This is a genomic window from Silvibacterium acidisoli (genome assembly GCA_022870745.1).
Classification (GTDB): Bacteria; Acidobacteriota; Terriglobia; order Terriglobales; family Acidobacteriaceae; genus Silvibacterium.
On the sequence record CP085323.1, the window covers coordinates 875561 to 892653 of the forward strand.

The window sequence follows — 17093 nt, forward strand, 5'->3', positions numbered from 1 at the left end:
AGAACAGCGCAGCCGCTGGGATCGAGTTACGATCCCAGCGGCTATACGCTGTTTGCAATATCGGCAAAAGCATACGCACAACTTAGTTCGTTGATTCCAGCTACGCCCTCGAAGGCGCCGGCCATTGCCATAGCTGTCTCTCCTGCAGCTCCGCTGATGGGTTCGCCGATCGCCAGCGTCCGGATGGAGATGAAGTTGGCGACGACATTCGCACCATTTACTGTTACAGACGTTCTTGATGGAACGAAGAGGAAGCCCGTTCTGCTGGGTGTCACGGTGTATGAGCCGTTAGCAAGGCCGCTGAAGGAATAAGCCCCGCTCGAACTCGCCGTAGCAGTAGCGGTCGATGCACCCGTCAGTCTTACCGTCGCTCCCGATCCCCCGGTGCCGGTGATGGTTCCGCTAATGGTGTGTGTTTGTGCGGTAGCTGTAAAGTTCGCACTTCCATTTGCGCCATTGATGGTCACCGCTCGACTGGCTGGAGAGAACGTGGAACCCGTCTTACTCGGTGTGACCGTATAGGATCCATTCTTCAACCCGGTAAAGCTATAGGCACCCGTGGAGCTTGCGGTCGTAGTAGCTGTCGCTGCGCCTGTCAACCGGACCGTCGTACCCGAGCCTCCCGTTCCACTGATCGTTCCAGTAATGCTGAACGTAGCTGCTGTTGAGGTGAAGTTTGCGGTTGCATTTGCCCCGTTGATGGTGACGGCTGCGGCCGCCGGGGAAAAAGTGAAGCCTGTCTTGCTTGGAGTAACCGTATAGGATCCACTCACAAGACCTGTGAACGTATACGTTCCGCCGGAGCTTGCAGTTGCCGTTGCCGTGGACGCACCGCTAAGCCTGACTGTTGCGCCAGCACCTCCTGTGCCACTTATCGTGCCGCTGAGGCTGAAAGTTAAGGCAGTTGCGGTGAAATTAGCAGTGGTATTCGCACCGCTGATCGTCATTGTCCGGCTGGCTGGAGAGAAGGTAAAGCCAGTTCTGCTCGGCGTAACGGTGTAGGAACCGTTGACCAGGCCGGTGAAGCTGTACGTCCCTGTGGACGATGCGGTTACCGTTGCGGTGGATGCACCGGTAAGCCTTACCGTCGCTCCCGATCCTCCGGTGCCGCTGATCGTTCCGCTGATCGTGAAGGTCTGTGCGGCCGAGCTGAAGTTCGCAGTTCCGTTCGCTCCCGAGATCTTCACAGCCGTACTTGTTGGCGTGAAGCTGAAACCTGATTTGCTCGGGGTCACGGTGTAAGAGCCGTTCGCCACGCCTGTGAACGTGTATGTGCCACTAGAACTGGCCGTCGTGGTTGCCGACGAAGCGCCGTTCAAGGCTACCGTCGCGCCTGATCCGCCTGCACCGCTGATCGTGCCGCTGATCGTGAAGGTCTGTGCGGTCGAGCTGAAGTTTGCAGTCCCGTTCGCTCCCGAGATCGTCACAGCCGTACTTGCTGGCGTGAAGCTGAAACCTGATTTGCTCGGGGTCACGGTGTAAGAGCCGTTCGCCACGCCCGTGAACGTGTATGTGCCACTAGAACTGGACGTCGTGGTTGCCGACGAAGCGCCGCTCAAGGCTACCGTCGCGCCTGATCCGCCTGCACCGCTGATCGTTCCGCTGATCGTGAAGGTCTGCGCGGTCGAGCCGAAGTTCGCAGTCCCGTTCGCTCCCGAGATCGTCACAGCCGTACTTGCTGGCGTGAAGCTGAAACCTGATTTGCTCGGGGTCACGGTGTAAGAGCCGTTCGCCACGCCTGTGAACGTGTATGTGCCACTAGCACTGGCCGTCGTAATTGCGGACGAAGCGCCGCTCAACGCTACCGTCGCGCCTGATCCGCCTGCACCGCTGATGGTTCCGCTGATCGTGAAGGTCTGTGCGGTCGAGCTGAAGTTTGCAGTCCCGTTCGCTCCCGAGATCGTCACCGAGGAGCTTGTAGGAGTGAAGTTAAAACCGGAGTTGCTCGGAGTGACTGTGTACGCTCCGTTTGCCAGACCGTTAAAGGTATATGTGCCGGAGGCGCTGGCAGTTGTGGTCGCAGAGGAAGCGCCGCTCAACACAACGGTAGCTCCCGCTCCGCCTGCTCCACTGATAGTCCCACTAATGCTGAATGCCTGTGAGGTGGAGGAGAAGTTGAGAGCGACATTTGCGCCAGAGACGGTCACCGACTGGCTTGCCGGCGTGAAGGTGGCGCCGGTGTTTGTGGGCGTTACAACATAAGACCCGTTCGGGACAGGATTGAACGAATAGGATCCGGTGGAGTCCGCGGTCACTGTTGCGGTGGACGCTCCGCTAAGCTTTACGGTTGCGCCCGGGCCGCCTGCTCCGCTAATTAAGCCACTGATCGTGTATGTCAGCGCAGTGGCGGTAAAGTTAGCGGTGGCATTTGCAGTACTGATCATCACCTGCTGATTCGGCGGGTTGAAGGTGGCACCTGTGCTGCTGGGTGTCACCACGTAACCGCCGCTCGCCAGCCCTGAGAAGCTGTACGCACCGCTGGCGTTCGAGGTAGTTGTGGCCGTAGAGGTGCCGGTCAGCTGGATCGTGGCATTCGCAACACCAGTCCCTGAAATCACTCCGCTGATAGTGAAGGTCTGCGTAGACGAAGTGAAGGAAAGCCCCAGGACGTGTGAGTTGTTGATTGTCACTGTTTGGCTCGGCGGCGTGAATGTGTATCCCGATGAGCTTGTGACCGTAACTGTGTAAGTACCATTCGCAAGGCCGTTGAAGGTAAACCCTCCCGAAGCATTCGCGGTGGTCTGAGCAGAAGAAGCCCCGCTCAACGTAACAGTCGCGCCCGGACCTCCCGTTCCGCCTACCGTGCCGGTGATGCTGTAGGTCGAGGCCGGGGTGAAGATCGTATCGACCCAGAAGTTTGTCGCGTTGTTGCCTGAACTCGGGAAAGAGCTCTGAATGGAGTAGGTGTACACACCGTCTGTGCCATCCACTCCATTCATCAACGCGTGCAGCGGAGGAGAGTCAACGCCGGCGGTAGCGAAGAATGCCTGATCGCCTGAATAGTGACCGTTGGGAGAGAAGTAAGAGGCGATGTAAGTCGTGTTCGGCATCACCGGCACCGGACTGCTGAAGATAACCTGCTGCCAGCCGGAACTGGTTTCACCGGTGAAGGTTGCGTTGCTCAGCAACGTGCCGTCATCACCCCAGAGCGAGCCCTGGTGAGCACCGGTATTGGTTGCCGCCTTGTAGAACCGGACACCGGTAATGTATCCCACCGTATCGACAGTGAACTTCACGCCTGTTTCGATCGCCTGTCCGTCTCCGGAGTCCACGAGGGTTGGTACAGCCGACGGCGTCCAGATGGTATCGCATGGGCAGTTCGCCGGCGTTGTGAAGTTTACATTGGCTGCGGACGCCCCTCTGATAACTACCGTTGTAGCCGCAGGCACGAATACCCTGCCCGTCATGGCCGGCGTCACGATGTAGGTCCCATTTGTCACCAACTGGAAGGTATAGTTTCCAGACGCATCCGCCGTTGTAGTGGCTGTTGCTGTTCCGGAGAGCGTCACCGTTGCTCCGCCGCCGCCAGCGATAGTACCGCTGATGGTGTAGTCAATGGGAACGACACTAAAGTTGATACCGGTAGCGTTCGCGCCGTTAATTGTGACGCTTTGGCTGGCCGGCGTCACGGTGTAGCCGGTGTTGTCGGGAGTCACGGTGTAGTTCCCGTTCACAACTCCGGTAAAGCTGTAGTTCCCTGAGGTATCGGTAGTTGTTGTCTGAGGCGACGGCCCGGAGAGCGTAACTGTATCGTTTGGCGCGCCGCTTACCGTTCCCGAGATGGTAAAGCTCGGCTGACCAGAGACAAAGTTCACCCCGAGAGCATGGCCCCCGTTGATCGTCACTGTCTGGCTTGCCGGGGTGAAGGTGACGCCTGCAAGCGTTGGCGTAACGGTATAGGTTCCATCGGCCAGCCCACTGAAGCTATACGATCCCGAGGCGTTCGTGGTCGTCGTCGAATTTGCCGGCCCAGTGAGTGTGACGGTTACGCCTGTCGAGCCATTGCCTGTAATAGTGCCACCCAACGAGAACGTAGTTGCCTTGGCATAAATTACGTCCACCCAGTAACCGGTCGCGTTGAATGCGCTGCTCGGGTAAGTGCTGGTTGAAGAGTATGTAAACACACCATTCCCGCTCGATGCGGGATTCGACAACGCATGGAGCGGGGGATTATCCACACCGGCGCTGGCGAAGAGTGATGAGGTGTAGGAATAGTGACCCAGCGGAGCAAAGTAGGATGCCAGGTAAGTCGTGTTTGCGCTGATCGGTACAGGGTTGGCAAACATGACCTGTTGCCAGCCAGAAGCGGTTTCACCGGTAAAGTTCGCGGTAGCAAGCAGGTCTTCGCTGCCGCCTGCAGCCCACAGGTTTCCGATGTGTGTGCCAGTATTCGTTGGCGCTTTGTAGAAACGGACACCGAGAATATATCCATCGGAATCCGCATCGAACTTGGTTCCGACCTCGATTGCCGGGGCTTCCGTCGAATCGATGACCGCCGGCGTCGCCGTTGGCTGCCAGATGGTTTCGCAGGGGCACAACGGAGATGTGGTGAAGTTCACGCCAGTTACATTTGCACCGGAAACGGTGACAGCCTGGCTTCCCGGCAAGTATGCAGACCCGTTATTGCTGGGCGTAACGAAATAGGAGCCTGAATACACTCCGGCGAAAGTGTAGTTTCCCGAACTGTCCGCGGTTGTCGTGGCTGAAGTCGATCCGCTCAGCGTCACTGTTGCTCCCGCGCCGCCGGAACCGGATATCGTGCCGCTGACCGTGTAGGACGGAGGTATGGTGAAGACCACATCCACCCAGTAGTTCGAGGACGAGTAACTGTTGGATGGGAATCCACTGCTGGACGTATACAGGTAGACGCCATTGGGTCCATCGACTCCGTTAGCCAGGGCGTGCAGAGGAGCATGGTCGACGCCCGTCGTCGCAAAGTAATTTGTATCGGCGGAGTAGTGCCCGACCGGCGCGAAATACGAAGCGATGTAAGTAGTATTCGCCGCGATCGCGATCGGCGTATCAAAGGTCACCTGCTGCCATCCCGAGGCAGTTTCTCCCGAGAATGTCGCACTACCGAGCAACGCTCCAGCGCTGGACCAGATGTGGCCGATATGAGTGCCGGTATTCGTTACAGCCTTGTAGAAGCGGAGCCCTGTGACATCTCCGGCAGAGTCCGCCCTGAACTTGACTCCGACTTCGATAGGTGTGTTGTCGGCGCTGTCAACAAGGACAGGAGCTGCCGACGGCAGCCAGATTGAGGTGCAGTTGCACTGCTGGCCCTGGAAATTCACTCCTGTCGCGTTGTTGCCCGAGAGTGTGACCGACTGTGTTCCGGGGGTGAATATCGTTCCCGACAAAATAGGCGTAACGGTGTAGGAACCGCTTAGCAGGCCATTGAAGGCATAGTTCCCGGATGCATCGGCCGTAGTGGTGGCAGACACGCTGCCGTCGAGCATTACGGACGCTCCTGCTCCGCCCGTGATGGTGCCCGAGATCGACATTGGATTTGTAACGACAGCAGTGAAGTTTACGCTGGTCGCGACCGCGTTGTTGATGGTTACAGACTGGCTCGACGGCGTGAATGTTACGCCCGGGTTCGACGGCACAACCGTGTAGGTGCCATCTACCAGGCCGTCGAAGGAATAGTTCCCGGAGGTATCGGCGATGTCGGTCAGCGATTCGGCGCCGTTCAGTTGAAGCGTCGCACCTCCTCCGCCATAGCCGCTGATGTTGCCGCTCAGGCTGTAGGTATTCGAAGAGGTATATACGACGTCGACCCAGTAGTTGGAGGCACGGAAGCTGACGTTTGGAAATGCGCCGCCCGCCGAAGCGTAAACGAATACGGCGTTCGATCCATCCGCGCCATTTGCCAGCGCATGTAATGGCGGCGCATCTACTCCGGCTGTGGCGAACGCACTTGTATCTGCCGAGTAATGGCCATTCGGAGCGTAGTACGAAACGATATAAGTCGTATTCGCTACGACCTGTATCGGGCTGGAGAAGTTTACTTGTTGCCAGCCGGAGCTGCTCTCACCGGTGAAGGTCGCTGTGCCGAGCAGGGTTCCCGTACTCGACCAGAGGTGCCCGATATGAGTGCCTGTGTTGGTTGCGGCTTTATAAAAGCGCACGCCAAGCACAGTTCCATCCGAATCCGCTCGAAATTTCAGACCCACTTCGACCGATCCGGCATCGCCGCTATCCGCAGTCCCAGGAACAGCGGATGGAGTCCAGATCGTGCAGGGACAGGTCTTCGGCTGCACTGTAAGATTGACGGCGTTATGCGGCGTTTCGATATTGCCGCTGTCGTCTACCGCGCGGCTCAAAAGAGTAATCGAGCCTGTGACGGATGGCGACCATGCATAGCTCCAGCTTCCACGCCCTGGCGCCGGATGCCAGGTGCCTCCACCATCGGATGAGAATTCGACACCACCGACCGTTCCGCCGGTGTCGGTTGCTGTTCCTGTCACGTTAATCGTATTTCCGACACTCACTGTCGAACCAGCAGCCGGCGAAGTAATGACGGAGGTCGGCGGAGTTGTGTCAGTAGACTGTGTCGCCGCCACGAGATTTGACTGCAGGGTTGTCGGCTGGACACCCATGTCAGCAAACAGGTTCACCGTCGCTTGCTGCATATTGGTGTCGGTAGCCGGGGTCTCGATCCCAAAGGGGTTGTCGTGATTGCTGTTGAGCCCCCATGACCAGTTGACGGTTCCGCTGCTGAATACCAGGGCGCCGCTGGGAGCGCGGTACATCATCATATGGTGCGTGGCTGATCCCGCACCGTAGGTGGCGCCATAATCCAGCAGAAGATCGGATGTCATCGGATAGGTGGCCGTCGACAATTGGAACGCACCAGGCGGCCGGACTCCATTGTCTATATCCTCGTCCCACTCGTAACCCAGGGTTCCCTGCGCCATCTTGTAAGTCGCAGTCGACGCCAGCGTCGCGGCCGCGGTGTTTCGCCAGAAACGCATCTTGCCGTCGGCTGCTGGAACCTGTATCTGCAAATTTGCATCGTTGTCCGGACCCGGCCCATTCACCATGAATAAGGTTCCGGTCAGATTGTTTTCGGGATGTCCGCCGTCTGCCGGCGGGCTGAAGCTCAGGTCTCGCCATGTGCCTGTCCAGGTGGGTGGATCGTCGGGATCGATCTGGGCAAAGGCCAGCGTTTCCTTGTAGCAGACGAGGGTTCGATAGGCCGTATTGCTCCCGTCGATGCTGTTTTCCCATCGTGTCTTCCAGAACATTTCGTTGCCGGAGAAGAATGCCAGGTTCACGCCGGCATCGCGGGCAGCCTGCACGTTCGCACGGTGTGCCGCAGACCAATACTCGTCATGGCCTGAATCCATGTAAATCTTGTGATTCAGAATGAGCTGACCGTTGCGTGCCGCATCGACGCCGGTGGTGTAGGTGACGTCATAGCCATTCTGCTCGAGCCACTCCACCATGGGCATTTCCGCACCAAAGACAAAGGTGTCAGGCTCGGGATAGATGTTTCGAGTGTAGAAAGGACGGTTGTAGCTGACTTTGTATGCCCTGCTGGTCAGATCGAAGGAGGGCGAATTTGGCCCATACAAGCTGCCCCCGCCATAGTAGTTATAAGCCTGCCAGGTCTCGTCCGATGTCTGGTAAAAGATAGCGGAATGGCTGGAGTCGTTGCGAACGACGAAGACAATATGGCTGTCCCCACCGGTATCGCTTCGAATAAGGTGAGCAAAGTAAATGCCTGAAGTCGCCGTTGCAGGAACTGCCCAGGAAGCAGATACCGCCCAGTTGCCGCAATCGTACAACCCGGTGGTGGTATCGCTGTTGCACGCCGGCTGCTGCTGTGGCAGGCTCGCGGACGGTGTGATCGTGGTGATCTTGCGAGCGCCCATCCCCCCGTAGTAGCCCATACGGTAGATCGTGATGGTATAGGCCGACGCAGGGGTGTTGATCTTAAAGTAAATGGTGCTTCCCTGGTTGACGCTGATATCTGTGGCGAAACCCTGTATCGTCGGATCGCCGGCGTCTCCGGTCTTCACGTCCCACTGGGAAGAGTCCGTCCCCGTTAGGCAATTTTCAGCAACGATCGCGTTAGCGGGACTCGCGCACTGGGCCTGGGCAGACCTGGCATAGCTAAAAGCCAGGAGTATGAGGGCAATGATTGCGAACAGATAACTGCGATTCGAAGCGCTCTTAAATGTGCTGGGCATGCCTGGAGTTCCTTTGCTCGATCTCTCCGCCAGGCTGTTAAAAATGCGCTGGAATAAAAGGGCGTGACGGAGTTCTATGAAGACCCGCATCACGTCTTTTGGGGGGGAAATACGTTTGCGTGACGGCTCCCATTACCGCACGTCAGATTCCAAATGCGGCAGCCGGATCGACCTTTAGACTCAGCAGAGGTCAAGGTGAAATGCGCAGCATATTTCACATTTGCGCCGATTCGGCGCGTGAGGGGCAATGGAGGCAGTCTTCGCGTCATGCACGGGAGCCGGAGGCTCGAACATGATCCTGTTGCTCTCTTCATGGTGAAAGAGCAATACAAAAAGCGCGGCTGGCGCGGTGAATCCGGCCAGCCAATCAGCAATTGCTACCTCTGGAGGCCCCGCAGAAACATCGGAGCCTGTGAACTCACGATTGCGAGTTGACCAGAGGCTCCTTGTAGATCGGATGCGAGGTGAGACCGTGCTGTTGAATCTTGTAGAGCAGTGCCCGATAGCTGATATTCAAATCGGTTGCCGCTCTCTTGCGGTTCCAGCCGGAAGCATTCAACGCATCCTGAATCATGCGCACTTCGGTCCGGTTCTTCACATCCGCCACGGCGCCCTTCATCCCGGCTTTGAATCCATCGCGAACGCCAGAGAATGCATTTGAGGCCACGCCAGAACCACCGCCGCCCTGCTGCGGTCTTGCCATAAGGTCGTGGTAGGCGGCCTCCTGGTCCTGCAGGATGAGAACGCGGGTGACGAAGTTGCGCAACTCGCGCAGATTGCCAGGCCAGTGATATTGCCTTGCGGCTTCCATTAACCGGGACGAGAAAACGAGCGGCTTTTGTCCCAGCTCCGCCGCGCCCCGTTGTATCAGTTGCTCGATGAGCAGAGGGATTTCTTCGCGGCGTTCGCGAAGAGGAGGAACGACTATCGTGAACGCATTGAGCCTGTAGTAGAGATCCTCACGGAAACGACGTTCCGCGATCGCCTCCAGCATATCGATATTGGTTGCTGCCACAATCCGCACATCCACCTGCGTGGTCGTCTGCGCACCGAGCCGCGAGAACGTTCCGTCCTGCAAAACGTGAAGCAGCTTCGCCTGCATTTGGGGACTCATCTCGCCGATTTCATCCAGCAGCAATGTGCCCTTATGAGCAAGCTCAAACTTGCCAGGTTTCGCCTTGACCGCCCCTGTGAAAGCACCGACTTCGTAACCGAACAGCTCGCTTTCCAACAGCTCGGAAGGAAGCGCTGCGCAGTTCACGTTCAGAAACTTCTTCTCTGCGCGAGCATGATACTTATGCAAAAGCATGGCGACGACTTCCTTGCCCACGCCGCTCTCCCCAAGAATCAGTACAGGAACATCGATCGGCGCCAGCACCCTGATATCCTTGTAGATCTGCAGCATCTTGGGAGACGCCGCAAGGAAGAATCTATTGTTCCCCATCTCCTCCACGTGGAGGCGTTCCGCATTCGCACCCTTGTCCGCAGTCGCGCCAGCCGGCAGCGGCATGGTCGTCTCAGGCTGTGCCATCAGTTGTTCCAGGTCCTGCCGCATCAGCGGTTTTGTGAATGCCCTGATCTTCCATGTGTGTGCATGAGTCCGCCACCATGTGTCTCCCAACTCGGAGAGGACCGCTACCCTCTCGCAACCGACTGCCGCAATCAGAGCCGGAAGCATGAGATCGTCGCCTGACCTGTTTCGGCCGGCGTCAACAATAAGAGACTCCGTGGCAACTCCGCTTTGAAGAAGATGAAGGGCCTCTTGGGAAGAGGATACGCAGATGGCGAGATAGCCTTCTGAATCCAGGGCTCGGTGGACGGACTCACATACACCTGCGTCCCCCGTTATCGCTAGCATGTGTACTGCTCGTGGCATTTCAACACCTCAAGAAATCTGGGAAATGAGCTGACAACATCACCGGAACTGACGATCGAAGTGGAAGACACTTTCCATTCGGTTTACGTATCCAGCTTCAATAACGGCTTTTCAAGCCAACAACACGCATGGAATAAACGTCAGAGAAATTCAAATTGTCAGGGCTTTCCGCATGCACGACAGCCCGGGAATTGGGACCACAAGTCGAATGATTTTATGTTTAGGAGAAATTCAGGTTTAAAACTCGGGGGGTGAGTTACCTGTAATCCGCTCCTTGCAACGATTCGGGCAGAGGGAATGCCTCAAAACTCCGTGAATGTAGCGCGGCGCCTATTCGGTGTCAAACAAAAAAGTGCGATATTCAGCGCACTGTATTGCATATTGTGTCCAACCTATCCAAAATGCTGAATTTTAAAGGGAAATAGGCTAGGAATATCGCTGGTTTTTCTTGTCATGAATATGAAAACAGGGTAACAGTTTGCAACCAGTGATTGTTACTAAATCCGGCATCGGTAACCACCGGACACAATTCAGTGGCTCCAGAGCACACTCCATGCCTTTATCCCTGCCGGCCCGGCCGAGTGGACAGTCCTCTGGCGCCTTCATTTCCGGCCAGCCCGAAGAGCATGGGCTTCGTACTTGATCGATCAATAATTCAGCGGGAACTGTTTACTTCAAAGCTATTCTCAGCGCTTCCTTCAACCGGCGCCCCACGCTCGTGAGAGATCGAGGCAGGTTCGATCACGGTTGACTGCTTTCACCAGGAGCACCCGAAAGCGAAATTCTGGAGATGAGGCAGATCAAGGAGAGATGATCCCGATCAAGAGAATACTGGATTACTCCCCTGACCGACCTTTGAAATTACACAGTGATAAGGCGAATGGACTTATACTTTTAACTACCACAATGTACCGGCAATCACATGTTTCAAGGCTAATCGATTGATTATATCTTAAGTATCTACTATCGCTAAATTCACTTGGTCCTTTTTACAGTTGATCTGAATTATGCGGAAATTTTTTCACTTAAAAGTACTTTTTACCTTGGCTTCATCCCTCTTCCGTCCCTCTCCTATCGCCGGAGATCGAAGCTAAATTCCATTACGTGATGACTTTCCATTTCAATAATGCGCTTACTTATAAATGGCTTACTGCGTGCATTGCGTTTGGCAAAAGTCACACTTAGGGCAATCGACAACTGGCGCGCCGTTATGGCGTGGGAAGCAGATCCCTGTCCTCTTATTGACTTCTTCAGGAAAGGTACGAGATCCCCCATGCAGTCTCATAGCACTCCGAAGACGTCGAGCCGCTTCCTTCTTCTTTGCGGTTCAATCATTATGGTTTTTAGCTCTTACGCAACATTTGCACAGACAGCGAGCACCGTACCATCGGTCTCCGCATCTACGGGCGCCAACGTCAGCACTACCCCCAATACAACAACAAAAGCGGTACCCGCGGCAGCAGCCACAGCGGGATTAGCAGTCAACACGAGTACGCTGGCCTTCGGCAATGTGGCATTAAGCTCCGCTGCACTGGAAACCGTGACGTTGACATCCACGGGCACTACGGCAGTGACCATCAACTCTGCCTCCGTAACTGGAGTCGGGTTCGCTCTATCCGGACAGGGGCTTCCCGTAACCCTGAACCCTAATAAAACCCTGGTTCTCAACGTTAAGTTCACTCCTCCGGCGGCAATGGCCGAGAGCGGAACATTGACGATCAGGAGCACGTCATCCACTTCGCCCGTGATCACGGTCAGCTTGAGTGGTATCGGAACGGCTGCAACCGGAGCCAAGCTTACGGTCAGCACAGCCAATCTGGCGTTCGGTGGCGTGCCACTTACGCAGAGTGAAACAGAGCCGGTCACACTGACTTCATCAGGTACGTCGCCGGTGACGGTTCAATCTGTCGCTCTTTCGGGTTCGAACTTCACGCTGTCGGGGGCGACCTTTCCGGTGACGCTGAATCCGGGCATCGCAGTCACACTTAATATTCTCTTTAAGCCGACAAGCGCAAACACCCAGACCGGGGCTCTTACGATCCATAGCAATTCGTCGACGGCAACCACTTCCGTTGTGGCATTGAGCGGAGTTGGCGATCACGAAGTAACCCTGAACTGGACTCCGCCTTCGAGCACACCCGTTCCAGTCGCAGGGTACAACGTCTATCGAGCTACCGGAACAAGCACCGCCTATGCAAGGATCAACACTTCTACGATTGTCCAGCCGACTTACGTAGATACCACCGTGGTCGCGGGATCGACTTATTCCTACGTAGTCAAGAGCATGGCCTCAGCGGGACTTGAAAGCGCTGCGTCGAATAACACAAACGTAGTCATCCCCTAAAAACAGGCAGCACTCCCGTGGCGGAGCAATCGCTCGTGATGTACCGCCATGGGAGCCTGACTGTCCGCGCCTCCAAGGTTGACAGCCCCGATCCGCCACTGCTATTCCTTTGGCCTGCCTATGAAGCGCCATTTGCTTTCCGCCCTGTGGTGCATCTTCCTGTTGCTTCTTTCCGTGCCGGTTCGCGCCCAGGAGCCGATCACGATCGATGCCAATGCGAAGACGACGCCGTTTCCTCATTTCTGGGAGCAGATGTTTGGCTCAGGCCGCGCAAACCTTACACTACGCGAAAGCTATCGTGACGACATGCGCGCGGTGAAGCAAGCGACGAACTTCCAGTACGTACGCTTCCACGGAATACTGCATGACGAGAATGGTGTCTACAACGAGGACGAACATGGCGAACCGGTCTACAACTTCGCCTACGTTGACCAGGTCTACGACGGCCTGCTGCGCAATGGAGTGCGGCCCTTTGTAGAGATCAGTTTCATGCCGAAGAAGCTGGCCTTCAATCCGGATGCGCTGCATCCTTTCTGGTACAAGCAGAATGTCTCTCCTCCAAAGAGCATGGAGCGGTGGGATGCGCTGATCGTGCAGTTTGCCCGGCACCTTGTGGAGCGCTATGGAATCGACGAGGTGGCTCAATGGTACTTCGAAGTCTGGAATGAGCCGAATATCGACTTCTGGAATGGCATCCCACGCGAGGAAAGCTACTTCGACCTGTACGCTCATACGGCGCGCGCGCTGAAATCGGTAAGCCCGAGGCTGCGCGTGGGAGGCCCGGCGACGGCAGCATCCGCCTGGGTAGATGAGTTTCTGAAGTACGACTCGGAGAATCATGTTCCCGTCGATTTCGTATCGAGCCACGGCTACGCAGACGACACAGTTGAGAATCTTTTCGGAACACACGAAGACATCCCCATGGACGACCGGGTATGCCGCGCGATTGCGAAGGTGCGCGGACAGATCAGGGCTTCAACGATGCCTCATTTGCCCCTCTTTTGGACGGAGTGGAATGTTCAAGGCATGAATGAGTCGCGTGACACCTCATTTGTAGGCACAGGGTTAGCGAATACGATTCGTGAATGCGATGGCAAGGTCGACATGATGTCATTCTGGACTTTTTCCGATGTTTTTGAAGAAGGCGGACCGATCGCGAAGCCATTCGAAGGGCAGTTCGGGTTACGCGCAAAAGGAGGCATCAACAAGCCTAGTTTCTATGCGTTTGCATTGCTCCATAAGCTTGGCGAAGAACGGCTAGCGAATCCGTCGAAGAATGCGATTGTGACAAGAAACAACGACGGATCACTGGCGATTGCCGTATGGAATCTTGTCGATCCGGACCAGCATGGCTCCGCGAAGAGCGTTGAACTGAAGCTTAGCGGTGTAGCGAAAGATGCCAGGGTAACGATTGAACGGGTGGACGATACCCACGGAAACACACTGGCCGCGTACAAAGCCATAGGAAGCCCCATCGATCCAACCGAGAAGCAAGTGGACGCCATGAACAAGGAAACATCTCCCGGGACGCCTCAAGAAACCAGGCTGACGAACGGGCAGCTCACTTTGCATCTCGACGTGAATGCGTTGGTGCTGATCCGCGTTTCGAAGCAGGACTGAGTACACCGCTACTGTATGCCGAGCCGAAGCTTGTCGACGGCTTGTGTGTACTGATGCTGATCCACGAGGATGCGGCCGAATTCACAATGCGCGAACAAAGCGGGTCATACGGGAGACGATCCGACTCCCTACATGAAGAAACGCAGTCGCAACGCCCATACGCTTGCCGCAGGGAGTGCCTACTTTCAGCCTGGGACTCCACTTTCACAACGGAGTATAACGACCGGCATCCCCCTGCGGCGAGTGCATGTATTCGGCACTGTTAAACGGAGGCTTCGGCGAGCAGCTTCTCGAGCGTGCCAAAAAACTTCTGCCAGCCATAACCCGCACCTTTGTAAGCAGCTTCCTGATCAGGACGGAACCCAGACTGTTCCATACGCAAATGGGTGCCACCCTCTTCCGGATTCAAGGTGAAGAGCACAACACTCTCGAGTCCCATCGAGTTCCATGTGTACGATAGCCGCTTCAACGGTTCGACAACCTGCACCTCGCAATCGATGATGCCGTTCCAGTTCGGCATAGGATCGACGCGGAACTGAAAGGCTCGTCCGACTGTGGGTTCAAAATCATTTTTAAGCAGCCACTGCGCAAGCAGGGATTGCTCGGTGAGCGCGCGCCAGACCTTCTCCGGCGAGTGGCGAAAAACCTTCTCTATAACAACAGTGTGAATGCTTTCTGCGGGGTTGCTCACTATTTCATCCTTTCCAGAACTGCTTCGAGACGTTCGAATCGCTCCTGCCAGAACGCGCTATACATCCGTAGCCAGTCCGCTACAGGCGCTAGTGCCTCGGGCCGGGCGCGATAGTGGTTTTCCCTCCCATCGCGACGATGGCGTACCAATCTGGCCCGCTTGAGCACCGTCAGATGCTTGGAAACCGCGGGCTGAGAGATACCTGCGAAGCGGGTCAGTGCGTGTACCGTTTGCTCGTCGTGTCTAGTCAACTCTTCGAAGATAGCCCTCCGCGTGGGATCGGAGAGGGCGCGGAAGACGAGATCGGTCGACGCAGATCGCATGCATTATTTATAGCCATTTGGTTATGGATTGTCAAGATAGAATTATTGATCTTCAACAGGATATTGATAAAGCAGCGACTGAGAATCAAACCTTCTCAATCGCCGCTTATCACGCCGTTCAGATATTCATTGTGCTGATTTCGACGGTTACTCCGCCGGGCGCATTGCAATAAAAACCATAGGTGGGAGGGCCTCCGCGTTGCAGCAATGCAGGTGAGGGCGCTTCGTAGCCTGCAGACTCAACAGCCGCGTGACACTCATCCACCATGCTGCGCGAGTCCTGCAGAAAGCCCACATGAAAGAATCCGGGATACCCGTGCTCACTCGTCATGTGCTTGTCGAACATGAGGGCCAACAGAAAGCCTGCTTGGTCCTGCAGGATCGCGAACTTGTCGCCACGCGTTTCAAGTGTATGGAGATTGAAGACGCGTTCAAGAAACGTGCGAAGCGACGGGACATCATAAGTTGTGAGGTTGGCGTGATTGAGGATGTGCATTCGCGAATCTCCTTGGTTGGAAATGGAGTCGCGTGAGTGATTACTTAAGGGAGAATCCACGCGACACTAGTGCAGTGCGAGCGCGCACTGCAGCCTGTCGCCGTGGGTCCCTTCCCCGATGTCTCCCGGGGATGACTTGACCGCAGAATTCTCTCTGCGGTGAGCCGGGCTTACCAAGCCGGCTCTGCGTTTTTCGGCAGCTATAGGATGTGGACGGGCGGAGAGTAGTTGCAGTTTTTGCGATTGGGAGCACAGCCTTACGTACGACTGGTTACCGGCGGCGCTACTCTCTTAACCCATGAGTAACTGGCCACAATGAACCGATGCGGACGATGTCACGTTTAGCGGATTCGCAACGAACAGATATTACAATTGCTTTCGCAGTTCCAGTCACTTATAACCACTTCAACTGTTGTTCTTTTCCGTTCTCTGCAGGTGGTTTTTAATGCCCTTGGACAGGGTTGTTGTCAGTTCAGAAGAAATTGAGAAAGTTGGGCCCGCGCCCGATGTGCCGCCCTCCGCGCAGCCCGTCCTGGCGAAGAAGCTGCCTTCTCCCATTCCTTGGTGGGCACGGTTAGGCCTCGCTCCGACCGTCCTGGTCCTGCCGCTGCTGTGCGTGCTGACGGTAGTTCTGAGGATTGCCTTCCGCAGCCAGGCACCGCGGGTGAAATACGCGTGGGTTTCATTTTTATCTACCCTGCTTGCCATAAGCGGTGTCCTCACTACGGCGGGTACGGTGGTGTTCTTTTCTTTCGTTCCGATTCCGGCGATCGTAAACACCGCCCTGTCGGACATGGACGAACGCACCCAGTTCCCTGCGCTGCCCTCTGCAACAGAGCTGAGCGGAGCCGATGTATCCAGCAAGTTGAAGCCGATGGTCATCGTAGTTTCGCCTGCGGCCAGGATGTGGAACCGGAGCGAAACAACCTCGGGGCTCTTCGGTGCAGGTGTGCTTCTTCACGCGGACAAGGACGGCTATCTCTTTGCCACCGCCAACCATGTGGCGAGCTATTCGGCCTGGGGTGTTGGCGGAAGCTCCGGACATATCCTCGTGTCCACCGCGGCTGGAGTATGGGCGAAAGCCCAGGTCGTCGCAACCGCGCCGCAATTGGACATGGCGCTGCTGTGGTTGCCACGGCACTCGGGAACAGGCGAGTTCACGCAACCAGTGTCCACTGCGAACGATGGTGAGAACGTTTTTGTCATCGGGCATCCAGAGGGTTTGAATTACACCCTCAGTACCGGGATCGTGTCGGGGTTGCGTGACCAGTCGATCCAGATCTCGGCGGCAGTGAGCCCGGGCAACAGCGGTGGCCCGGTCTATGACAATCATGGCAATCTGCTCGCAATTGTCAGCTCGAAGTTCGATCGCAACCGGGATGCGAATGCGGAAAATCTCAGCTTCGCCAGCAAAGCTGACGCGCTGCTGCAGGAATCCGATTGGACATTCAGCCACAACGGCCGGCAGTGGCTTGAACATTACATTGCCGCTGTCGCAAAAAGCAGCAGCTCAGTAGAACCAGAAGCTAAGAAGTAAGGAGTGTC

General features: G+C 56.1%; 8 protein-coding genes. 3 read left to right on the top strand and 5 right to left on the bottom strand.

Annotation, left to right across the window (positions count from 1 at the left end; all coding sequences use genetic code 11):
* Positions 1–41 precede the first annotated feature (41 nt).
* Positions 42–8198, bottom strand: a complete 8157-nt coding sequence (locus LJD29_RS03675) for a DUF4082 domain-containing protein (protein WP_446744406.1) — start codon at positions 8196–8198, stop codon at positions 42–44.
* Between the two features lie 418 nt (positions 8199–8616).
* Positions 8617–9876: a sigma-54 interaction domain-containing protein gene (locus LJD29_RS03680; protein WP_446744407.1), complete on the bottom strand. Its 1260-nt coding sequence runs from the start codon at positions 9874–9876 to the stop codon at positions 8617–8619.
* Between the two features lie 1534 nt (positions 9877–11410).
* Between LJD29_RS03680 and LJD29_RS03685 the strand changes: the two genes are divergently transcribed.
* Both LJD29_RS03685 and LJD29_RS03690 read left to right on the top strand, forming a co-directional pair.
* Positions 11411–12418: a choice-of-anchor D domain-containing protein gene (locus LJD29_RS03685; protein WP_446744408.1), complete on the top strand. Its 1008-nt coding sequence runs from the start codon at positions 11411–11413 to the stop codon at positions 12416–12418.
* Between the two features lie 120 nt (positions 12419–12538).
* Entirely contained in the window at positions 12539–14038 is a 1500-nt protein-coding gene (locus tag LJD29_RS03690; protein ID WP_446744409.1) for a GH39 family glycosyl hydrolase, read from the top strand.
* Positions 14039–14300: 262 nt separating this feature from the next.
* On the opposite strand, the gene LJD29_RS03695 is transcribed toward LJD29_RS03690, so the two are convergent.
* The 3 genes from LJD29_RS03695 to LJD29_RS03705 all read right to left on the bottom strand — a co-directional run bounded on the left by LJD29_RS03695 (position 14301) and on the right by LJD29_RS03705 (position 15548).
* Positions 14301–14729, bottom strand: coding sequence for an SRPBCC family protein (locus LJD29_RS03695; protein WP_446744410.1), 429 nt, complete (start codon positions 14727–14729; stop codon positions 14301–14303).
* Positions 14729–15052 carry an ArsR/SmtB family transcription factor gene (locus LJD29_RS03700; RefSeq protein ID WP_446744411.1) on the bottom strand — a complete coding sequence of 108 codons (324 nt, stop codon included), beginning with the start codon at positions 15050–15052 and terminating at the stop codon, positions 14729–14731. Before LJD29_RS03700 ends, LJD29_RS03695 begins: the two co-directional genes overlap by 1 nt.
* A 118-nt stretch (positions 15053–15170) precedes the next feature.
* Positions 15171–15548 (bottom strand): VOC family protein, encoded by a 378-nt coding sequence (locus LJD29_RS03705; protein ID WP_446744412.1) that lies wholly within the window; start codon positions 15546–15548, stop codon positions 15171–15173.
* Between the two features lie 445 nt (positions 15549–15993).
* Here LJD29_RS03705 and LJD29_RS03710 point away from each other — a divergent pair, with 445 nt between their 5' ends.
* Entirely contained in the window at positions 15994–17085 is a 1092-nt protein-coding gene (locus LJD29_RS03710) for a S1C family serine protease (RefSeq protein ID WP_446744413.1), read from the top strand.
* The last annotated feature ends 8 nt before the right edge of the window (positions 17086–17093 follow it).